The sequence below is a fragment of the Arundinibacter roseus genome (assembly GCF_004348825.1).
GTDB lineage: Bacteria > Bacteroidota > Bacteroidia > Cytophagales > Spirosomataceae > Arundinibacter > Arundinibacter roseus.
Map to the genome: position 1 here is coordinate 13,835 of NZ_SMJU01000013.1, position 22,757 is coordinate 36,591.

The window sequence follows — 22,757 nt, forward strand, 5'->3', positions numbered from 1 at the left end:
TATGAATTCAAAACGTTTACTTAAAACTCAGCTGAGGTCGGTTTTTGCCCTGACCCTGCTGACCTTGCTGAGTGCGACAGTATCGCTGGTGCACGCAGCCGGCGCTGATCGCCCGATCAAAGGCAAAATCACGTCACAGGCCGATGGCGCATCTTTGGCAGGTGTGAACATCGTAGTAAAAGGTACGCAAACAGGTACGTCTTCTGATGCTTCGGGTAATTTTTCGATCAACGTAGCCAACGATAAGGCCGTGTTGGTTTTTTCCTTTATCGGCTATGTTTCGCAGGAAATTACGGTTGGCAATCAATCGACGATAAATGTTTCGCTCGTCGAAAGCGCCGAAAACTTACAGGAAGTGGTCGTAACGGCCCTTGGCATTAAGCGTGAAGAGCGCTCGCTGGGCTACTCAGTCGGCAAAGTGGACGGGAAAGACCTGAGCCGGGTGGCGCAGGAAAACGTTCTGAACGGATTGGCCGGTAAAGTTCCGGGCGTAACGATCAGCTCCACGGGCGGAACCGGATCGTCGGTTAGCATGGTAATTCGGGGCGCAACCTCCCTTAGCAACGACAATCAGCCGCTTTTTGTGGTGGATGGAGTGCCTATTACCAACACGCTCAACAACATCAGTTCCATTGGTAGAGACAACAAAGTAGATTATGGCAATGCCATTGCGGATTTGAACCCGGACGACATTGAGAATATTTCGATTTTGAAAGGCCCTAGTGCCGCAGCTTTGTATGGCTCACGGGCGGGCAACGGCGTCGTATTGATTACGACCAAAAATGGCTCCAATGCTAAGAAAATGACGGTGAATATTTCGTCCAATACGGTCTTCGACAAGCCTTTTAAATTCCTGGATTTCCATTCCAAATACGCTACGGGCGTACTTCCGTTTACTCCTGACAACAATCCGTATCCGGGTGGAATTATCCAAATTGAGGAAGGCTCTGCGGCCGGGGTTGGTCCTGAGCTCGACAAGGGCTACAAGGCGATTCAATGGAATAGTCCCCGGGATGCCAACGGCAATCGGATTCCGACGGAGCTGGTTTCTCATCCTGACAACGTTCGGAATTTTGTACAAACCGGTATTACCACAAGCAACGGCGTGTCTATTTCCAATGGAAATGATGTCATGTCGTATCGTTTGTCGTATGCAAACATGCAGAATAAAGGAATTATCCCAAATTCTGATTTATTTAAAAATTCTTTGGCGCTAAGCTCCACGCTCAAACTTAGTAAAAACCTGCGTTTAAGCACCAACGTTGACGTAAGCCGCAACAACTCCAACAACCGCCCGGCGGGCAACCGGGGCACAAACCCGATGCAGTGGGCCTATGCCGTATCGCCACACATTGACATCCGCGAACTGGAAGATTATTGGGTTTCCGGTCAGGAAGGGATTCAGCAAAAATCACAGGCAATTGGCAACTACAACAACCCGTATTTTCTGGCTTACGAAGTCAACAACAGTTTTGTACGCGACCGCGTGTTTGGCAACATGAAAGCCGATTGGCAAATCACACCGGAGTTCAGTGTCATGGGACGCTTTGCCATGGACACCTACACAGAACAACGCGAAACGAAGATTGGCAACAGCTACACCGGAGAGCCACGCGGAGCCTACGGGGTCATTGACCTTGCCCGATTTGAGCGGAATACGGATTTTCTTGCTACCTATACCAAAGACATCAGCGATTTCAGCCTGTCGGTTTCGGGAGGTGGTAACCTTCGCTACCAAAACACGTCGGACGTGAGCACTCAAAGCCGGGAAAGAACCGGTTTGATTATTCCAGATTTGTTTACGCTGCAAAATATTGCTCAAAACAACATTCAGTACAACAGCTACAAAACCCAACGGGCTATTTACAGCGTGTACGGACTTGCAAATCTGGGTTTCAAAGATATGATTTATCTGGACGTCACGGCCCGTAACGACTGGTCGAGTACGCTGCCAAAATCCAACCGCTCCTATTTTTATCCGTCGGCTTCGTTGAGTGTTTTGTTGAATGAGATGATTCCTTTCTCCAATTCCGTCAGTTTGTTCAAACTTCGTGGCGGTGTGGCACAGGTTGGTAACGACACCAATCCGTACAGCCTGCTGAACACACTGAACAATTCGGAAGCCTGGGGAAGCATCACGCGTCTTTCCAAGGCTGGCAATATTCTGCTACCCGACCTGAAACCTGAAATTGCTACTTCTTACGAAGCGGGTGTGGATCTGGCTATGTTCCGAAATCGTCTGCGTATGTCGGCAACGTACTATCAGGTAGAAAACCGCAATCAGATTATCCCAACCAAACTGCCGCCTTCGTCGGGTTTTACGTCCAAAAATATCAATGCCGGTTTGCTGGTTAGCAAAGGAGTCGAACTGGCAATTGGCGGTACGCCCCTTGACAAAAACGGCTGGCGACTGGATGTAAATGCGAACCTGAGCCGCAACCGGACTACCATTAAAGAACTGTCAGACGGATTACAATTCTATACGCTCTGGACCGACGCCAAAGGTGGTGCCTGGACGTACGTTGGAGAAACAATAGGAGATATTTATGACTCTGAACTCGTGACGGTAAAAGATCCGGCGTCGCCTTATTTTGGCTACCCAATTCTGGATGACAACGGTTCGTGGCAGTCGATCAGTGCCAGCAATACCCGTAACAAAGTTGGCAACTTCAATCCTGACTTTATTTTGGGCGGACAAGTTTCACTTTCCTACAAAGCATTTAGCCTCAACATGTCATTTGACTGGCGTAAAGGCGGTGATTTTGTTTCACAAACCTACCGCTACGGCGAGTCTGACCTGAAAACGCAACGCTTCCTGGACAATCTGATTAATCCGAACGGACTTACCGGAGATGCGCTCAGAGATTATCTGGTAAACAATGCCGATGACATGATTAAGGTTAATGGCAATAAGTTTAACATCGTTGGTGGACCATCGGCTGAGTATGGCGGGTATCCGTTTGAGTACGGCGGCAATGTATACCCGTACGCGGTGTTTAACCCCGGTGTAATTGCGGAGTACAACGCCGAAGGACAGATCGTGGGCTACTCCGAAAACCTCGGTGGTGCTGGCACCAAATACATTCCCTATGGCGACAACTATCCCTGGGACTTTACCCGGGCAGCGATGTTTGACGCCTCTTTTGTAAAACTCCGCGAGATTTCGCTGGCGTATAACCTTCCGGCGGCTTTTACCAAAAAATTGAAAATGCAAAATGCTAGCTTCTCTGTGTATAGCCGCAACATCATTCTGTGGACCAAAGCCAAAGTGGGTATCGATCCTGAATTGGCCTTTCAGCAGGAATCAGGCGCTCAGGCGGGTACGCAGTTCAAGCAGGGCATCGAGCGGTACAACGTCATTCCCTGGGTAATGCCCGTTGGTATCAAGCTTAATTTGACATTTTAAGTAGCCTTTAATTTTCAAGAAATTATGAAAAATATAACCAAAAAAAGTATCGTTTTTCTGGTACTCTTTACAAGCTTTTTTTCCTGTAAAGATCTCACAGAACTGAATGAAAACCCCAACGGCGTGCAGTCTGATCAGGTAAATCCAAACCTGATTATGCCCACGGTGCTTACCGAAGCGGCCAAACTTTACGTGAACCTTGGCTATCAGGACATCGCCGGGGTAGTGCAGCATACACAGAAAGACGCGTGGTCTAGTGGACATAATGACTACGACTGGACCAACCAAAGCTGGAGCGGGTATTACGATGTGCTGCGCAATAACAACCTCCTGCTCGAACGTGCCACAGAACTTAATTTTGAGTACCATCAGGGTGTGGCGCTGGTGATGCGGGCCTTTATGTTTGGCCTCATTACGGACCTGTGGGGCGATGCTCCGTATTCGAGCGCTCTAAAAGGCGAACTGGGAGGTACTGAAAATATTACACCTGCATTTGACAGTCAGGAGGCCATTTACACGGGTATTCTTGCTGATCTTGAACAAGCAAATACGCTGCTTTCCAAACCAACCAACGAGTATACAGGAATTGTAAATAACGTAGACGTTTACTTTAATGGCAATCCAGCGGCCTGGCGTCGTTTTGCCAATTCGCTGGCGTTGCGCTATTTTATGCGGATATCGACTAAAAAATCGGATGTAGCCAAAGCCGGAATCGAAAAAATTGTTTCGGACCCGACCAACTATCCAATCATCACAACCCAAACGCAGGATGCCACGATGGCATTTCCGGGTACGAGCGACGGCACCGCCTGGCCTGCCAATACTGTTTTTGATGCAAGCGGCAGTAACTACCGCCGCATCAAAATGGCCGCTACGCTTGTGGAAACTTTGCAGGGAATAAATGATCCGCGGCTGAAAATCTGGGCAAACAAAGTTGAAATTCCGCTAGTAGTTGACGCAACACTTCCCGCCGGAACCGACAAAATCGTGGATGGTAAGCGAATGCTGTCTCCCGACAAAGTGGGCAATACCGTCGTAGACACCGATCCTGAATACGTTGGATTGCCAACTGCATTTTCAGCGTTGCCTTCGGCCTATAATCTCAATCCTACGCCCGGCCAAACGTCCTTTAACCCGCACGTATCGTTCCTGAACGATATATACAAACAAGCTACCGGCCCTTTGTTAAGAGCCCGTTTGATTTCGGCCGCCGAGGTACACTTTATTTTGGCCGAAGCTGCCCTTAAAGGCTGGTCAGCAGGAAATGCCCAAACGCACTACGAAGCTGGTGTAAAAGCATCCCTGAATACCTGGACCGTTGGCAGCAGCTATGACAGTTACATTGCTCAGGAAAAAGTGGCGTACAAAGGTACATTGGCGCAAATCATGGAACAGAAATGGATTGCGAGCTGGACTACCGCTACCGAAGCGTGGTTTGATTTCCGCCGCACCGGACTACCGGCTCTCACAGCCGGGCCCGCTGCCAAGCGTGCCGTGCTTCCTTTGCGGTTTTACTACATGCAGGATGAGCTAAACATCAACGCCGCTAACGCAACGGCGGCATTGGAAAAGCTGGAAGTAACTAACTTTTCACAGTCTGATAATAAAAATAGCGCCTGGTCTAAGCCGTGGTTGCTCCAAGGCACTGGAAAACCCTGGTAATTTTTTAAATTTATGGGGAAATGGGTGGGAACTCTCTCACCCATTTTTTTCATGAATGACCCTTTTTATTTATGCTGAAAAAGACTCTATCCCTGGTTCTGCTGTGTTCTCTGCTACTGCATGGAGCAAAAGCGCAAACGTTAAACGCAGGAGCGGCCAAACGCCTGCTGACGCCCGATCCTCTGCTGCCCGTTTCGGGCGGTATCGGAACGCCTAAGCCTTCACTCGAAAAAAAGGGAGACTTATTTGTCCGGGCAATGGTGCTGCAAAAAGGCGAAACCAAGGTAGCTTTTGTGAGTATTGATAATCTGGGGTGGCCCGCTCAACTCGGCGATCAGTCGCGGGCGCTGGTGAAAGGCATTGCTCCTGAAAACATTTTGATTGCAGCCACGCACACGCACAGTGCCCCGGATGCCTACGGATTTCCGAATGCCAAAGGTGAAACCTTTGCCGATCTGAACTACCTCAATTGGTGCGTGAAACAAGTTGCCGAGGCTATTCAGGAAGCACTTGCCAATCTGCAACTGGCTACGTTAAAAATCGGCATGGGTGAGGCAAAAGGTAAAATTGCGTACAACTACTACGCTCCTGATTTGTACGATCCGCGCTGTGGGGTGATTCAGGCTGTGGCGGCGGCAGGTGACCGAAAGGGGCAGCCCATCGTGACGCTGGTCAACTATGCCGTTCATCCTGAGGTTATTGGCTCGGGCCGTGGAATTCTGAGCCCGGACTTGTGCGGACCGCTCTACGATCGCATCGAAAAGCAGGTAGGCGGCATGGCGCTGTTTATGAATGGCGCTCAGGGCGGAATGGTAACCGCTGACGTCAGGCTAGAAAACGGCAAAGAAGCCAATACCTGGGAAGAGTGCATTCGGATTGGGGAGTTGCTGGCGGACGAAGCGCTGCGTATTGTAGCCACCGCGCCGCCTATTGTTAATCCCGAGTTGACCTGCATGGCGCAACGCTTTGAGTTTCCGATTGAATCGGACATCATGAAGTTTATTATCCAAAAATCGTCGCTAAACTATTCGCTACCGAAACCCGATACCATTCAGACGCAGGTAAATCTCGTGACTGTTGGCCCGGCGCAAATCCTGACGATCCCGGGCGAAGCGTTGCCCAATATTGGCTACTACCTCAAACGCAAAATGCCCACCGATTTTCCGTTTCTTTTCGGCCTGACCAACGACGCTTTTGGGTACATGTTGACCAAAGTTGACTTTACTAGTTTTAAGCGTTACAGCTACGTCAGTGAAACAAGTTTGGGCGAAATGACCGGAGAACTATTTATCGAACAGGCCCTTCGGCTGATTCAGGAAAGTCCTAAACCGGTTTCGGTAAAAAAAGACAAGTAGGTTAACAAACGTATTTATTCATAATAACACTACACACACCTTTAATTCACTACACACACAACTTTTTATTTAGCAAAATAACTACCTGAACCCTTACTTTTTTAAACAAATTCAATCCAAATTTTTAATTACGCATGAGGTCTTTGTTCGTTTTTTTTAGTGGAATTCTCCTGTGCCTGACCGCGCCCGCTCCGCAAGGTTTTGCACAGCAGTCCGTTACACCCGCTACGGCTTTGCAGGCCTACCTTTCCAACGGCGACGAGTCGTTTCAATGGCAGGTACGGGATTCATTTCAGATAGATAACGTGAAGGGGTATAATCTGTTGGTTACGTCACAAAAATGGCGGCAGTATATGTGGCGGCATCAGCTCATTGTGCTGGTACCTGCGGAGGTGGCGCATGAGGGCGCGCTGCTGTTTATTACCGGAGGTTCCAACAAAGACGAACAGCCCAATTGGAAAAAAAATGACGACGGGCTTATCAAACCTTTGGCGCAGATTGCGACCCAAAACAAAGCCATTACTACTATTTTGCGCCAAACGCCCAATCAGCCTCTGTACGGCGATCTGACCGAAGATCAGCTGATTTCGTATACCCTGCACCAATTTAAAAAAGACGGTGATTATACCTGGCCGCTGCTGTTTCCGATGGTCAAAAGTGCGGTGCGCAGCATGGATGCTGTACAGGAATTTTCAAAAAAAATAGTTCAAAAACCGATTTCAACTTTTGTAGTAGCGGGTGCCTCCAAGCGCGGCTGGACGACCTGGCTAACCGGCGCCAACGATCCGCGCGTGACAGCGATTGGCCCGATGGTGATCGACGTGCTGAATATGCCCGTGAGCCTGAATTATCAGCTGGAAGTCTGGAATGATTACAGCGTTCAGATTGAAGATTATGTAAAATTAGGCATTCCGCAGGGAGCCGAAACCGAGAGCGGCAAGGCCATCAATACCATGATTGACCCCTACTCCTACCGCAAAGCCCTCACCATGCCGAAGATGATATTTATTGGCACCAATGACGAATACTGGCCCGTGGACGCTATCAAGCACTATTACGACGACATTCCGGGCAAAAACATGATTCACTACGTACCCAATGCCGGACACGACCTCGGCGGCGGCGAGCAGGCCTTTCGGGCGTTGGGCGCTTTTTGGGCCACTACACTTCAAAAACAACCCTATCCCACAAACAGCTGGACTTTGAAAAAGCAAAAAGACGGCGTATTGGTAAAAATAAAAAGTACACCGGATCAGCTCATTGACGCCATCGTGTGGTCGGCAACTTCGGAAGATCGGGATTTCCGAAATGAGACTTTTACCAGTCAGAGTTTGGGTGTAAAGGCAACGACTTACGTAGAAACTTTACAAAAACTGCCCACTAGCGGCTATAAAGCTTTTTACATAGATTTAAAATACAAATCCCTGATTGGAACCGAATATACCGTTAGCACCCGCGTGTTTGTGGCCAATTCGTCCGGTGTTTTGTAAAGTTTTCTTTTATAATTTTTCCAAAATTAACTGCTGATGTTTTCCTTTTTTGATTCACGATTTCACAAAAAAAATCTATTACTCACCGCCATAATTCTTGGCTCTACGCTCGTAGCACAAGCGCAGTTGCTTTCGCCCCGGGGCGAAGCTTTGGCGAAGCGATTGAGCATGGACCAGAAAATTGATCAGCGGCTGCTGTTTCCTACTGCCGTACCGGATCGTGTGATTTTGAACCTGACCGAAAAGCCGGAAACTTCCGTGGCCGTCAATTGGCGCACCGAAACTTCAATTACACAGGGAACGGTACAGTGGGCCGAAGCAACGGCCGGGCCGGAGTTCCAGAAAAAAATTCATAGCCTGACGGCTACTACCGAGTTTTTGTCGGTGCAAAACGGCGATGTCGTCATTGAAGCCAACTACCATGCGGCCCGCCTTGACTCACTTGCACCCGGCCAAACCTACGTGTATCGGGTAGGTTCGGGCGATCATTGGAGTGAGTGGTTTCAGTTTCATACCCCAAAACCCAAAGAATCGCTGTCGTTTCTGTACTTTGGCGATGCACAAAACAACCTGAAATCGATGTGGTCGCGCGTGGTGCGGGAAGCTTATCGCAAAATGCCGGAGGTTGATTTTATGCTGCATGCCGGTGACCTCATCAACCGCTCCAACGAAGATATTGAGTGGGGAGAATGGTTTTATGCCGGATCGTTTATTCATGCTACGGTTCCGACTATGATGACTCCCGGAAACCACGAGTACGCCAAGGGGGTAATTTTGTCGCCACAATGGAAAAAGCAGTTTAACCTGCCCGCAAACGGCCCCAAAGGATTGGAAGAAACCTGCTATCAGATCAACTATGCTAACCTGAAAGTGATTTCACTGGATGCTGAGCAAATCGATGAATCCAAAATGTTTGCCGATGCGCAGGCACAGTGGCTGGATTCTATCCTGACGCACGATCCGCGTCCGTGGACCGTGCTTACGTTGCACTATCCGTTTTTCTCGACCAATCCCAAACGTGATAATGCAAAACTTCGGGAGCAGTTTAAACCCATTGTAGACAAGCACAAAATCGACCTCGTGTTGCAGGGGCACGACCACGCCTATGGCCGGGGCAGCGTCACGAATACGCTCACCACGACCAAAACCAGGGAGAAGATTTCTTCGACGGTGTACGTAGTTTCTGTATCCGGCCCAAAAATGTATGACGTTTCGGATGATCCGTGGATGGAGCGGCGTGCGCAGAATACGCAATTATTTCAGTTGCTTACCCTGAAAGGAAACGAAATTGTGTACGAGGCCTTCACAGCGAACGGCGAATTGTATGATTCATTTGTGTTGAAGAAGGATAAAAGCGGACATAACACGATTGTCAATAAAATCCCTAAAATGCCCGAGCGACTTACCAAAGAGTAAAAATCAACCACTACCGTCCGATAGATCTTGCCCAAACCGATTGATTGGTTTGGGCTTTTTTTGTTACTTGCTTTTTTAAAGAAAACCCTCTCAAACCCGTAATCACCTCCAAAAATGAACCAAACTATTTACCTCGAAAACAGCACCGTTGAACTTGCCGAAAGCAAGATTATTATTCAGGATAGGATCGCAAAAAATAAAAAAATAACTCTATTTCTTTTGATGCCTTCCATTATATACTTAGGAATTGCCCTATTTTCTGATCCAATCAAAAGCGTACAGGCATTGCTTGGGCTTATGTGGGTAAGCGTTTTTGGATACCGATTTTTTAAACAACGAAACTATTCGGTTGCTCCCGAAATCGCTTTGAGCGAAATTAGTCAGGTAGAATTTCAAACCAATTTTTTTGGAGAAGAGTACGTCATCATAAAACTCACCAACAGACAAACAAGGGAATTGCGGGCAATTGCGCCGGCGGCTCGTAAGCTTGTAGCTTTCTTTAAAGAAAAAGAAATCAAAGTTTTGTGGAGAAGTGATCTCTAATTTCCCAAATTCTCTTTGACTTTATCCAAATCCCGCAGCTCTCCTTCGATGACCAATTGCACGTCACTTTCTTTAAACATCTCATTATCAGAAGCCAGTTGACAAGAAAAGTGAAGTTTATAGGGTAAATCCTTTCCCTGACCGATTAGCTGTCCGGCCGCTTTTAGCAGTGCGCCCATATCGACCGCAATCGGAATATCATACAGTTCCGTGCTTTTGGATGCTACCTTCGTGTCGCCCGGCACCGCTCCTTTTGCCAACTCTTTTTGTGAGCCCACGTCAACTACGTACCGAGGATTTTTGAACTCTACTGGAAAGGCATTTTGGTTGGTAAACTTCAATTGCAGCACTAATTCCGACTCTCGGAGTCCCAAGTTTTTCATTTCGTAACCCGCCATTTCTACCTTCGGCAACCGGTACATCGGCAAGCGTTTGTTCATCGCAAGACGCAGCGTATCTTTTCCCAGAAATGTTTTGTTGAGGTGAAACACACCTTCAAATCGATAGTCGGCACTGTCGGCGTTTTCTGTATCGCCTTGTTTATTCAATTGACTTAACGTACTGATTTTCAATTGCGAAGGAAGAGTAACTACGGTACTATCGGTCCGTTTGATGAGCAAAGGTTCGGTATATTCATTGTCCAGAATTACCTCGCCATTCATTTCTACGGAGTAGGCAAAGTCCTTAATATCAAGCTCCAAAGGCAGGGGATTATGTACCAGCAAGTCAAGGGTAATGTCTACGGTACTGTCGGTGAGGGAGCTTATCCGCCCAAACCCCATCTCAATCCGAGGTTTCAGGCCCGAAACGGGGTTTTCATTTTTGTCTTTAAAGGCGAAATACCAAACGCCAAAACCGATAATGAGTAATGCGGCAAGTAGTCCAATCCAAGAGTATTTTGTCCAACGCATGTGTGGTAACTTTTACATGAAAAATAAATAGTCATGTAGTAAAATTATCGTTCCAGGTTCATGGGGCTGAACCCTGCGCTGATGGATTTCGCCCTTTCGCGTTCGTGGGGCTGCACCCCACGCTGATGGATTTCGCCCTTTCAGGGCTACTTGGATGATTTATTTATTGCCTTCCTGAATCTCTATGCTGTATGTGGCGGTAAAGGTTTCTTTGGTGTTGAGGCGCAAAATTGCTTCTTTGTCTTTGAGTTGTTGATCCGAATCGTGACTGTCGGCCACACCTAACCACGGTTCAATACATACGTAGTCGCCGTCGGGTTTGGCCCAAATGCCGAGGTATGAAAAATCTTCATAATCGACGGTCAGTACGTCAGCTGATTTCTTGCTTTTTAGGCTGATTTTTGACGATTTAGGATTTTTAAAAATGAGTGCGTCTTCTTTAAAAAGTTCATGACGGAGTGGCAACATTGCTGACTCTTGCAGAACGGCTTCCGTTTGTCCGCTTAGTAAGCCTTTGTCTGTCAGGCGCCAGCGGGAAAGCGTTTCTTTTTCCGAAAATTCCAGGTAATAATCTTCATAGCTTTCGTCTGCCTCGCGTGGACATGCAAATCCAGGATGCCCGCCCACGGAGAATAGCATCGTTTCTTCTCCCCGATTGGTAATTTCATGACGAATCACCACTTTATTTTCTTCCAGCGAGAAGGTGATTCTGAACTGAAAACGAAAGGGATACATCAGCAACGTATCTTCGTCATAGTCCAGTCCCATGCAAATGCTCGAATCCGTTTTCCCCATTACCTTCACCGACGAATTGTGCCGGACAAATCCATGCCGGGGAAGCTGATAGCTTACACCTTCGTGATGATACGTGCCGTCCTTCAATTCGCCCACAATCGGAAAAAGCACCGGTGCGTAGGAAGGCCAAATGTCCGGATTGCCCTGCCACATGTATTCTTTGCCCGTCTTCACCGATTGAATACTGCACAGTTCTGCGCCGGTTTCCTGCACCGAAATACGAAGGAAATTATTTTCAATGGTTTGCTTGTTCATATATTTTCGGGGTAAAAGAATTAGTCCGGGAAGAAAAAAAACGCAATTCGATGCTGCAAAAAAAAGTAATTTAGGCATTCAGCGCTTATTGATTCATTTCTTAAAACATCAGATACTATTGCTTTTACTATACTAGTTTGAGAAAAACCATTCAAAACCGTACCTGCGCGCCCTTAACTTCTCCATGAGACATCGTTGCGATCCAGGCTAAGATTGCCAGAACGAGCAGAGTCGATGCCAGCAAAATCCAGGGCTTTCGGGAATGCAGCTCTGTTGGATAAAAATCGGGTTTTACTTTGGAAATAAACCAACCGACCACGACGATATTGACAAGATACAGGTACTGCTCGATGCGGTAGGTACTCAAAAAAGCTCCGGTAATCAGCAGGCTCAAAAAAGTATATAGTCCCCAATGCGCCAAAAGGAAGGATTTTAAATCATTGTAATTCAACAATTTACTTTTATTTTGAACATAAAAAAAGTGAAACCAGAAATAAGCCATTCCCACAATTGACAGAAATGCAACGAGCTGCGTAAGTTGAGTAATCGTATCTGCGTTCATAGTTGTAAGCGGCGTCAAAATCTTGCTGACACGCTCCGCACCAAACGACTGATCCCAGACCACCAGCGGGATAAAAAGCAACAACGCACCCATCACAAACCAGAAAGGTTTATCGGTTGATTTTGACGAATTTTGCGGCTTCCAGTCGGCAGTAAATGTACCATAAGCCATGCCCGCTCCGCCAAAAAATCCAAGGCTATATTCCATCACATTCCAGAAGTTGAAGGGAATCTGTGAAACATTTCCGAGTACTTGCAGGAAGTTTCCAAACGCAAAACCGAATCCTCCGCCCAGTCCGGCATAGATCGCCACGCGCAATGCCGCAGGGTGGCCGTTTCGTACCAGAAACCACGTCAAACCCAATGCAGATCCCAGACAAGCGGCCCAAAGTTCGGAACGCGGCGGGGTCATGAGCCAGCCCCATTCTTCTACAATAAAAAAATAAGCAACCAATGCGGCCACGACCATTTCTACCTTCAGCGTATGCCAGGCTACTTTTTTCTCCTCCGACTCGCTCAGCACCAGCCCAAACAACCCTCCACCTACAAAACCATATAATCCGCCGATCACAAGCAACATTGCCAGTCCGTAGTAGACATTGGGGAAGTCTGTGCCCCGTCCGTACCCCACCACCATGCCGTATGACATCAATCCGCCGAGGCCCCAGCCAATAGCACCGGCGAGGGTGGCTTTCAGGGCTTTGGGATACCACTCGGGCTTTTTGGCCAGCACCAAAATTCCCAGCGAACCGATAGCGCCCGCCCAGGCAGCGCCTTGTTCATGGCCAAATTGCCCGCGAATGGCCCAGGCTGTTCCGAGGATCATGCCTGCCAGCAGCAGCGCATAATAGAATGATTTTGAGTAATGTTTCATGGAAGGGTAAGGATTGATCAACAGCTATTTTATATACCTGATATGTTTACTAATAGGCTATTTAGGATGAAAAATCAATTTACATGGATAGCCTGAAAGAAAGAATTTTCGTATTATTCACAAAAAAACAACCCGTGTATGTCCGAGACTCTTGCCCTCTTTGGTGGATCCAAAACCGTAACATCCGAATTTCCCTGGCCAATTTATGATGAAGGCGAAGCTGAGGCCGTGGCCCAAATCATCCGAACCGGGCGTTGGGGCAATCCCGACTGCGGAGATGTGGTGGAAGAATTTGAGCGGGCATTTGCCGACTACTGCGGGGCGCGCTATGCCGTCAGCTGTGTCAACGGGTCGGTTTCGCTTCGGCTTGCGTTGATTGCCTGCGGACTCAAACCCGGCGATGAGGTGATCGTACCTCCCTATACGTTTATTGCCACGGCCTCTACGGTGGTAGAAGCCAACGGCGTGCCGGTCTTCGTTGACATTGATCCGGAGACCTACAATCTGAATCCGGCAGCGGTAGAAGCGGCCATAACTCCCCGTACGAAGGCCATCATTCCGGTACATTTTGGCGGGCAGGCCTGTGACATGGACGCCCTTTTGGACATTGCCCGCCGCCACAACCTGCGGGTGATTGAAGACGCTGCCCATGCCCACGGAGCCGAATACAAAGGCCAAAAACTCGGCACGTTGGGTGATGCAGGAAGTTTTAGCTTTCAATCGTCCAAGAACCTGACGAGCGGTGAAGGGGGAATGGTGGTTACTAATGATCCTGAACTTTACCGGATTATGAGTTCGCTTCGCAACGTAGGTCGCCTACCCGAAGGACAGTGGTACGATCATTTTTATCCCGGCTGCAACTACCGCCTCACGCCCATGCAGGCCGTTCTGCTCCTGCGCCAACTCAGCCGACTGAATGAGCAAACCAAAACCAGAAATGATAATGGACTGCTGCTCAATACCTTACTTAGCACCATTGACGGCATCACACCGCTCAGCCGTGGACATGGCGAAACGGTTCATTGCTATCATATTTACATTTTCAAATATCAGTCGGCTTATTTCAAGGGTATTTCCCGCAATCGCTTTGTAGAAATGCTCGCCGCCGAAGGCGTGCCGTGTTTCAAAGGCTACCCCTACCCTTTGTACAAGCAACCTCTTTTTCAGCAAAAAAACTTCATGTGCTATGCCCTGCCCGAAACCGTCGACTACACGCAGGTGGTATGTCCGGTAGCCGAAAAGGCCTGTGAGGAAGAGGCTGTTTGGATTTTACAGCACGGCATGCTCGGCACTGCCGAACACATGCAACAGTTTGCCGCTGCTATTCGCGAGATTCAGCGGGTGGTTTTGGGGTAGTTGGTGGAGGAAATTTAGGGAAATAACAGAGAACCATTTATTACATTCAATACCCATTCTTCTACTTTTTAAGCCGCTCAAAAAGCGGCTTCCAGCAGCTTGACCGCCAAGTCCGTCGAGACTGTTGCATCAATTATTATCGGGATTCTTCATTTTTATCTCTATTGATTTCAAACCCGTAAATTTTTGATTATTAGGCGATTATTCACTTTGCAAAGCGTTTGCAAAGTGAATAATCGTTTTGCAAAAGGTTTTTTATTAGGGGTTTGTAGATTAGGCGCAACACTCTGTTTTTAGGCCTGACATTTAAATCCTCTTTGCACCAGGATTGTTTTGAAGTATTGATCTAATCTTAGCAAGGCAATCCTAAAAAATTCCATAAAAAATGCTACTATTGTGCCAAACCCCCTTTAACATACCAATTGCATTCTTTAAAAGCTATGAAAGCATTCTTCCTCCAAATGCTATTCCTTCTTCTGGCAACCCTGCATGTAGCTCAGGCCCAGGATATTTTGGGTTGTGGCACTGACGACATCCTGCGCCAAAATCCTTTGATTCAAAAATATCTGGATAATCTGGAACGGGAGCATAGAACCAAAAAAGCGTTGGGTACCAACCTGGTAGACCTTGACACGCTCTATACCATTCCGGTCGTTTTTCATGTATACCATCTCGGCGAGCCCGTAGGTGTTGGCTCCAATGTCTCAGATGAGGCGATACAGTTTACCGTCGATCGGCTAAACTCCGTGTTTCGTGCCACAGGCATTCACGCCGGTCTTACGCCCGACATCAACATGCAGTTTGTTTTGGCTGCCCGAACACCCGATTGTCAGCCAACCAATGGTATAGTGCGAATCGATGGTCGGAGTGTGGAGGGCTATGAAACCAATGGAGTTAGCATTGGGAATAACACGATGCAACAGCAATTGAAGAGTTTAAGCACTTGGCCAGGAGGCAATTATATTAATATTCGGATTTACCATTATACCAATGGATATGGCTGGGCGAATTTCCTGGGAGATATTTCCATGCCTGCAAGCGCCGTTAATACCACCGCTAACTGGCCTGGCATGGACAATTTCTGGGCGCACGAAATGGGCCACTCCATGAATCTGTATCATACATTTGAAGGCGATGGAGGCAATCAATATTGTCCTCCAAATAACGATCCTGAAAACGATGGGGATAAAATCAGTGACACAGATCCGCATAAACAGGACGACGGCTGTGATCATAATGCAACTAATCCCTGCACGGGAAACCCTTTTGGTGAGGTATTGAAGAATATCATGAGCTATTCCTGCACGGAGAAATTTACGCCCAAACAGGTCGAAAGAATGCGGTACGCTTTATTGAATTATAGAAAAGGATTACTTAATTCGCTTGGAAAGGTTCCGCCAGGACCTAATAACCAACCTTTGGCCGCATGCTCCGTGGTAGCTACCAATGGTCTAAGCATATATTTTGGCATTTCTGCCTTCTCACTGGGCACAATTTTCCACTCGGGTAGTTCTTCAACTAACGATGGTGCCAATTACCAGGATTTAACGTGCTTAAATGCAACCGACTTAGAAATCGGAACCAATCATACTTTCTCGCTCACCGGAACCTGGGGAAACTCCATGTGGGGCAAAATATTTATTGATTATAACAATGATGGGGATTTTGATGATGCCGGGGAAACTGTTTATAATAGTCAGGGCTATTATCCTACAATGAATGGCACGATTTCTCCCCCCAACGCCGCAGTCACCAATATTCCTCTCCGAATGCGGGTTGTTTTGGATGGTAGCAATACTATTGGCGCATGTATACTGCCTGGGATTACAAATTTTGGCTCAGGTTCTGCCGTTGATTTTTCAGTCACAATACTACCTAATCCCTGTATTCCGGCTGCTCCTGCGGGTATGTCTGCCAGCCGTTGCGGTTCGGGTTCCGTACAACTTACCGCAAGCGGCTGTGCCGGAACGTACGATTGGTTTGCGACAAGTTCAGGAGGTATAAGCCTCGCTAGTACAGCAAATTTTACAACACCATCCATCACCAGCACTACGAATTACTATGTATCCTGTACCGTCAGTGGCTGTACAAGTACTCGAACAATGGTGACGGCTACCATTTTGGGAACTCCTGCTGCCCCTACTCTTTCGGCTACTGCTGAAACCATCATCGCCGGGCAAAGCACGACACTTACGGCCTTGGGATGTGCAGGTACTGTAACCTGGAACAATGACCTCGGGACAGGCAGCAGTATACTAGTCTCTCCCACAACAACGACCTCCTATACTGCTACATGTACTGTAAATTCCTGCATCAGTTTAGCCTCAGCGCCGCTAAACATTATGGTAGAAAGTAACTCTGTATCCAGCATCAAAACCGGCGATTGGCACGACCCTGCTACCTGGGACTGTACCTGCATTCCGACCAAGGATCAGGAAGTAGAGCTGAAAGCTACCCACACGGTCACGATCAGTACAGGCGATGCACCACTGAAAAAGCTTATTTATACAGGCGGGGTACTGTCTATTCAAAACAATCGGAAGCTGTGTTTTGAGTGCTTGTGAAAGGTGATTTTTAGGTTTGTTGGTACGAACATTCAAAATTACTGTATCTAGTCAGCTGCCTACTGCAAACCTACTTTATTGTATATTTACCCTTCACCTATTTCAGGAACTTTTAAGTCCTGCTACATTGACTTTTGTTAATAATTCATTGGCTTTACGAAGTTTTACTTCATGTGGCATTTCGGTTTTTTTCTTGTTTTTTATCGGTACTTTTTTTTCTAAATCTTTCATAATCAAAAAATCGTTTTGAACATTATTTCAAACTAAAAACGAAGGCCTGATAAGGCTTATTGACAACAAACTGCTCAAACCCCGTATCAGTAAGCCCTTTTATATCAAACACTTCCAGTGCATTGGTTAGTTCACGTGTAACAGCAATCTGATAAAGTCTGGTGCGAACTGGTGTGCTTCCCATAAAGAAAATTTGACAAGCAGGATAAGCAGTCAAAAATACGTGGAAAGTTCTAAAAACAGTGGCTAGTATGATTTCCATGTCCTGATTATTCGAAATGACCATATCACTTTCCGTGCCATCATCAAGCAAGTCAGTCAAAGAAAGGTTATACAATTGAGCAATATTTGTTTCAGTATATCGAACAATTTTCTTAATAGTTTTTTGATCGCTAATGCTCAAAAACTCAAAACGGAGAGCCTCATCAAGTACCCGAAACTCATAAAATGGTTCATTCATTCACTTTTTGAAAAATATAGTATGAAAGAAGGGATTGAGATTATACTTAAAGTGTCATCTTCGGTCCGGATAGGTTGATAAATATAGCACTACAAATTAAGAAATTTTGATCCAGGTGACAACGTTTTTTATATTGATAAATATTCAAAATTTCCCGAGTTAAACCCTTCTCCCCAATTTCCCCTCCCCTCCATAGGCCCGAAAGCACTCCTTCGGCGTACTATAAAGAACCGACCATTTTTTCTGTTTTTTTTGAATTCATGAGTACTTGTACAAAATCCTGTTTATCAAACACATACTATTTCAGGCTGTTTGCCATTTTATTTCTTTTACCGCTGAGTTGGGGTTGTCAACAGCCCCCTGTGGTAGAAGAGCGCACACTTTCGGAATCGTGGTGGATAGCCTCTTCGGCAGAGGTGCGCGGCGATGCCGCCACGCTATCGGCTGCCGAAACGGATACGACCAACGGATGGGTAAAAACTAGCGTACCAACTACCGTTCTGGGAGCTTTGGTGGAAGCTAACGTGTATAAAGATCCGTTCTTTGGTAAAAATCTGGAAACGATTCCCAAAGAACCTTTCAGAAATTCGTGGTGGTTTAAAAATAGCTTTGATTTAAAGGATTTTACGGAAGAAAAAGAAAGCCTGCGGCTGCTCGTGGATGGAGTAAATTACCGCGCCAATATCTGGCTCAATGGCATTCAGCTGGCAAAACAGGACACGCTGTTTGGTGCGTTCAGGCAGTTTGAACTGGACGTAACGGCACACGCCCAAGCTGGCAAAAACACGCTATTGATCGAGATTTTCCCGCCACAGGTTCGGGATTTTTACATGGGTTTTGTCGATTGGGCACCCACTCCACCGGATCAGTACATGGGTATTTTTCGGGAAATTCGTTTGCGTCGGGCAGGCAAAGTTACAATGGATCATTCGTTTGTTGCGCCTGATCTCAATCCTGAAAACCTGTCGGAGGCTACGCTCCACATTACGACCGAACTAACCAATCATCAGGATACTCCCAAAGCGGTACGGCTGACGGGCTACCTGGAAGACGTACGATTTGAAAAAGAAATTACGCTGGCCGCTCATGAACACAAAGAAATAAGACTTAGCGCCGATGAGTTTCCCCAACTAAAACTCAAAAATCCACGGCTGTGGTGGCCCAACGGCATGGGCAGCCCCGAACTATATGAGCTGGTGCTGGAAGTACACGAAAAACAAATCCTGCAAGACCGCCAAAATACCACGTTTGGCGTGCGAAAAGTGGAAACATACCTGACGGATAAGGACGTACGAGGGTATAAGATTAATGGTAGACCATTGCTGATCAAAGGCGCAGGTTGGGTCGATGACCTGTTTTTGCGGTATCAGCCCGCTAAAGATTCAGCACAGATTCAGTACGTCAAAAACATGAACCTCAACGCCCTGCGGTTTGAAGGTGTTTGGGGAAATTCACAGCATATTTATGACCTCTGCGACCGCAATGGCATCCTGCTCATGGTCGGGTGGAGCTGCCAATGGGAATGGCCCGATTACCTCGGTCTGGAACTGAATATCAAGCCCGGCGACGAGAATTTGCCCATCAACGAAGGGGTAGATTTATACGCAGTAAAACTCACGCCTGCCGAAGAAACGCTGCTTTCTGACTATTTCCACGATCAGGTTAAGTGGCTGCGCAACCATCCGAGCATTTTTACCTGGGCAGGCGGCAGCGATGCCATGCCGACGCCAACGCTCGAAAAACGCTACCGCCAAACACTCGCCACAATTGATCCGACCCGGCCGTTCCTGATTTCTACGGGCGCTTTTGAAAGTACCGTTTCGGGCACTTCGGGTATGAAAATGAACGGCCCCTACGAGTACGTACCGCCGGTCTATTGGTACGAAGATAAAAAACTGGGCGGGGCCTTTGGCTTCAATTCAGAAACTGGACCGGGACCTCAGATTCCGCCTGAAAGCAGTATTCGGAAGATGATTCCGGAGGCAGACCTTTGGCCGGCGGATAATCCGGTGTGGAATTTCCACTCGGGGCGGAAAGATTTCAATACCATGAAGGTCTATCTCACAGCCCTTGAAAAGCGCTACGGCGCAGCCAATAATCTGGACGAACTTACGCTGAAAGCGCAGCTGATGAATTATGAAGCGATGCGCCCGATGTTTGAAGCTTTTGTACTCAACCGCCGGGAAGCTACGGGGGTGATTCAGTGGATGCTCAATTCCCCGTGGCCGGAATTTTACTGGCAGCTCTACGACTATTACCTGATGCCAACGGGCGCATTCTACGGAACCCAAAAGGCCTGTTTGCCCACGCAGGCAATCTATAATTACCAGGATCATTCGGTGTATGTGAGCAACGATAGCCCAGGCAAAATTTCAGGATACAGCCTTGATATAACGTATCTGGATGCAGCGTCCAAAATCATTGAAAAGCGTACCGAACCTGTGACGTTGAAAGCCGACGAAGTGGTAAAGGTACGTACCCTGTCTTCTCTTAAAAATGCGTCAACGCCGGTTACGTTTCTGGATTTAAAGATCAGAGATCAGTCGGGAAAACTCGTGGCGAATAATTTTTACTGGCTGGCGCAAAAGGCCGATGCGCTCGACTGGAAGCAGTATTTTTGGTTTTATACTCCGCAAAAAACGTTTGCTGATTTTTCTTCCCTAAACAACCTGCCAATGGCTTCGGTAGAAACTAGCAGTAAAATCACCAAAACCAGCGAGGGGCTGGAAGTGACCGTTACCCTGACTAATCCAACGGATCGACTGGCATTTTTTATCGAACTTGAAGTACAGGACAAAAACACCGGGCAAGCGATTACGCCTGTGTTTTGGTCAGACAACTACGTGTCGTTGCTGCCCGGCGAGCGCAAAACCCTGACGGTGCGCACGAAGGCAAATCCGAACGTTTTGCCGCAGATCAAAATGCGAAGTGTGAATGGGGGAAGTAAGGTATTTTAAGAATTTGGTACAAAATCAGGTTTTCACTTCCCTGCCAAGTACTGTTTTCGGTACTCAATGGGCGTGCAGCCTTTGACCTGACGGAATTGGCGGGCAATGTTTTTGCTGTCGGTAAGACCCATATCGAGCGCAATTTCAAAAACGGACATTTCAGTGTCGAGTAGTTTTTGGGTAAATTTTTCCATCCGAAGGTTAAAAATATACTTGTAGATGGGATAGCCGGTCATGTCCTGAAACCGTTTTTCCAATGCCCGACGCGACAACGGCACTTGCTTCACGACCTCATCTACCTGCAAATTTTTGTCAATATTCTGGTGAATGTATTTGAGCGATGTAGCAATGCAGGTATCGTTGGTGGCATAAATATCCGTGGAGTGACGGGTAACTACCTGCGTGGGTTTTACCACAATATCGTACGCGTCAGCGGTACCTTGCCGGATCATTTGGTCGAGCAAATGCGCAGAGTCGTAGCCCCCTTTTTCTACGTCAAGGGCAATGCTCGACAGCGGCGGATCAGACAACTCGCACAGCATGACATCATTATCAACTCCCAGGACTGCTACTTCTTCCGGAATGCGGATACCCGACAAGCGGCAGGCTTCCGTAATGTGTTGCCCCTGATTGTCGTCGCAGGCCATTAGCGCTACGGGTTTGGGCAGCGATTTGAGCCACTGACTGAGCGAACTGGGCTTATAGTACCATAGCTCACTGGATCGGGCTTTTCGGTGTTCAAAATAATGTACTTCGTAGCCCGCCTTTCCGATGCGTTCTTCGTAGCCTTCGGCCCGCTCCCGCGACCACACGATGTCGCTAAACCCATAAAAGGCGAAGTTTTTAAAACCTTTTTTCAAAAAATAGTCAGCCGCCATGTGGCCGGTTTCTCGGTACGCGCCCGTTATATTTGGTATTTCGGGAAAGCGCTCTTTGAAGTCCTGAGCAATCACCGGAATGCCCGCCTCCACGATCCTGACAATGTCGCGATCGTTGTAGAGTTGGCCGATGATGCCGTCAGCGCCCCATTCGAGGGCCCATTTCAGGATTCCTTCCAGGCCCATTGTCTCGCGGTGAAACAGGGGCATTCGGCAAAAAATCCACGGGCCGTGCTCGCGTGAGTATTTTGTAATTCCTTTGAGCAGGCTTTTGCTGTATTCTTCCGCGAAATCTATCAGGAGAATTATCTTGTACATCTGGCAGAATTAAAATTACAATCTTCTTCCCATTGTTCCACAGTCTCACAGGGCTGCACCCTGTGCTAGTGGATTTCGCCCTTTCAGGGCTGGGGTTGCGCTATTGTGTATCTACATACGTTATTTCTTCATCAATTCTTTAAGGCTAACGGTTTCGTTTGTTACCAAAGGTTTAGCCCAAAATCCTATACTCAAAATATAGCCAAGCGAACCAAACAGCAGGAGCATCGCCCCTTGCAAGCCAACGACCTCGGCCAACCCACCAATCAGGAGCGGCACGATGGCTCCACCAGCAATTCCGCTGCACAATATCCCCGAGAAGGTTCCGTGATGATGCGGCACGGAGTTGAGTCCCAACGACACGATGATGGACCACATAACCGACGCAAAAAAGCCTGTCAGCGGAAAAGCGAACAACGCCACTTCACGACTGCCAAATAGTGCAGCCAATAAAGCAACAATTGCTCCGATTGTAAAAATCAAGAGGACATACCGGCTGTCAAAAAATTTCAGGAGCAGCAATCCGAGCAGGCAGCCTATCGTGAGTAAGCCCCAAAAATAGGAAATGACAGACGCGCCCGTTGTGGCGGGATCTACGCCGTGGTATTCCTGCAAAAATTTGGAAGTCCAGTTGGCAATTCCCTGCTCTGTGCCTACGTAGGCAAATATGCCAAAGAAAAAGAGGATGACGGTCCGGTTGGTGAGAAGTTCTTTCAGGGCTACTCCTGCCTCAA

General features: G+C 47.5%; 16 protein-coding genes. 9 read left to right on the forward strand and 7 right to left on the reverse strand.

What is annotated here, in order from left to right:
• Window position 1 precedes the first annotated feature (1 nt).
• The 6 genes from EZE20_RS18630 to EZE20_RS18655 all read left to right on the forward strand — a co-directional run bounded on the left by EZE20_RS18630 (window position 2) and on the right by EZE20_RS18655 (window position 9,872).
• Window positions 2-3,406 carry a SusC/RagA family TonB-linked outer membrane protein gene (locus EZE20_RS18630; RefSeq protein ID WP_132120508.1) on the forward strand — a complete coding sequence of 1,135 codons (3,405 nt, stop codon included), beginning with the start codon at window positions 2-4 and terminating at the stop codon, window positions 3,404-3,406.
• A 24-nt stretch (window positions 3,407-3,430) separates the two neighbouring features.
• On the forward strand, window positions 3,431-5,068 hold the full coding sequence (locus tag EZE20_RS18635; RefSeq protein ID WP_132120510.1) for a SusD/RagB family nutrient-binding outer membrane lipoprotein: 1,638 nt from the start codon (window positions 3,431-3,433) through the stop codon (window positions 5,066-5,068).
• Window positions 5,069-5,139: 71 nt separating this feature from the next.
• Window positions 5,140-6,423 carry a hypothetical protein gene (locus EZE20_RS18640; RefSeq protein ID WP_132120512.1) on the forward strand — a complete coding sequence of 428 codons (1,284 nt, stop codon included), beginning with the start codon at window positions 5,140-5,142 and terminating at the stop codon, window positions 6,421-6,423.
• 134 nt (window positions 6,424-6,557) lie between these two features.
• On the forward strand, window positions 6,558-7,913 hold the full coding sequence (locus EZE20_RS18645) for a PhoPQ-activated pathogenicity-related family protein (protein WP_132120514.1): 1,356 nt from the start codon (window positions 6,558-6,560) through the stop codon (window positions 7,911-7,913).
• A 36-nt stretch (window positions 7,914-7,949) separates the two neighbouring features.
• Entirely contained in the window at window positions 7,950-9,329 is a 1,380-nt protein-coding gene (locus EZE20_RS18650) for a purple acid phosphatase family protein (protein ID WP_228713879.1), read from the forward strand.
• A gap of 114 nt (window positions 9,330-9,443) precedes the next feature.
• Complete coding sequence (locus EZE20_RS18655) at window positions 9,444-9,872, forward strand: hypothetical protein (RefSeq protein ID WP_132120516.1); 429 nt, start codon at window positions 9,444-9,446, stop codon at window positions 9,870-9,872.
• On the opposite strand, the gene EZE20_RS18660 is transcribed toward EZE20_RS18655, so the two are convergent.
• The 3 genes from EZE20_RS18660 to EZE20_RS18670 form a co-directional block, all read right to left on the reverse strand.
• A complete protein-coding gene (locus EZE20_RS18660; RefSeq protein WP_132120518.1) occupies window positions 9,869-10,783 on the reverse strand; it encodes an LEA type 2 family protein in 915 nt (304 codons plus the stop codon). The genes EZE20_RS18655 and EZE20_RS18660 overlap by 4 nt on opposite strands.
• A 159-nt stretch (window positions 10,784-10,942) precedes the next feature.
• Window positions 10,943-11,833 carry an aldose 1-epimerase family protein gene (locus tag EZE20_RS18665; RefSeq protein WP_132120520.1) on the reverse strand — a complete coding sequence of 297 codons (891 nt, stop codon included), beginning with the start codon at window positions 11,831-11,833 and terminating at the stop codon, window positions 10,943-10,945.
• Between the two features lie 151 nt (window positions 11,834-11,984).
• Complete coding sequence (locus EZE20_RS18670) at window positions 11,985-13,268, reverse strand: hypothetical protein (RefSeq protein WP_132120522.1); 1,284 nt, start codon at window positions 13,266-13,268, stop codon at window positions 11,985-11,987.
• Between the two features lie 138 nt (window positions 13,269-13,406).
• Between EZE20_RS18670 and EZE20_RS18675 the strand changes: the two genes are divergently transcribed.
• Together EZE20_RS18675 and EZE20_RS18680 are read left to right on the forward strand one after the other, a co-directional pair.
• Window positions 13,407-14,624 (forward strand): DegT/DnrJ/EryC1/StrS family aminotransferase, encoded by a 1,218-nt coding sequence (locus tag EZE20_RS18675; RefSeq protein ID WP_132120524.1) that lies wholly within the window; start codon window positions 13,407-13,409, stop codon window positions 14,622-14,624.
• Between the two features lie 440 nt (window positions 14,625-15,064).
• Window positions 15,065-17,188 carry an Ig-like domain-containing protein gene (locus EZE20_RS18680; RefSeq protein WP_132120526.1) on the forward strand — a complete coding sequence of 708 codons (2,124 nt, stop codon included), beginning with the start codon at window positions 15,065-15,067 and terminating at the stop codon, window positions 17,186-17,188.
• Between the two features lie 102 nt (window positions 17,189-17,290).
• Here the strand turns inward: EZE20_RS18680 and EZE20_RS24555 are convergent, their stop codons facing one another.
• Together EZE20_RS24555 and EZE20_RS18685 are read right to left on the reverse strand one after the other, a co-directional pair.
• Window positions 17,291-17,419 (reverse strand): hypothetical protein, encoded by a 129-nt coding sequence (locus EZE20_RS24555; RefSeq protein WP_262709662.1) that lies wholly within the window; start codon window positions 17,417-17,419, stop codon window positions 17,291-17,293.
• Between the two features lie 22 nt (window positions 17,420-17,441).
• Window positions 17,442-17,879 (reverse strand): DUF6934 family protein, encoded by a 438-nt coding sequence (locus EZE20_RS18685; protein ID WP_132120529.1) that lies wholly within the window; start codon window positions 17,877-17,879, stop codon window positions 17,442-17,444.
• Between the two features lie 260 nt (window positions 17,880-18,139).
• Here EZE20_RS18685 and EZE20_RS18690 point away from each other — a divergent pair, with 260 nt between their 5' ends.
• Window positions 18,140-20,836, forward strand: a complete 2,697-nt coding sequence (locus EZE20_RS18690) for a glycosyl hydrolase 2 galactose-binding domain-containing protein (RefSeq protein ID WP_132120531.1) — start codon at window positions 18,140-18,142, stop codon at window positions 20,834-20,836.
• Window positions 20,837-20,859: 23 nt separating this feature from the next.
• On the opposite strand, the gene EZE20_RS18695 is transcribed toward EZE20_RS18690, so the two are convergent.
• Together EZE20_RS18695 and EZE20_RS18700 are read right to left on the reverse strand one after the other, a co-directional pair.
• Window positions 20,860-22,023 (reverse strand): DNA-binding transcriptional regulator, encoded by a 1,164-nt coding sequence (locus tag EZE20_RS18695; RefSeq protein ID WP_132120533.1) that lies wholly within the window; start codon window positions 22,021-22,023, stop codon window positions 20,860-20,862.
• A gap of 120 nt (window positions 22,024-22,143) precedes the next feature.
• The coding region (locus tag EZE20_RS18700; RefSeq protein ID WP_165933525.1) for a sugar MFS transporter at window positions 22,144-22,757 on the reverse strand (614 nt) is incomplete at its 5' end.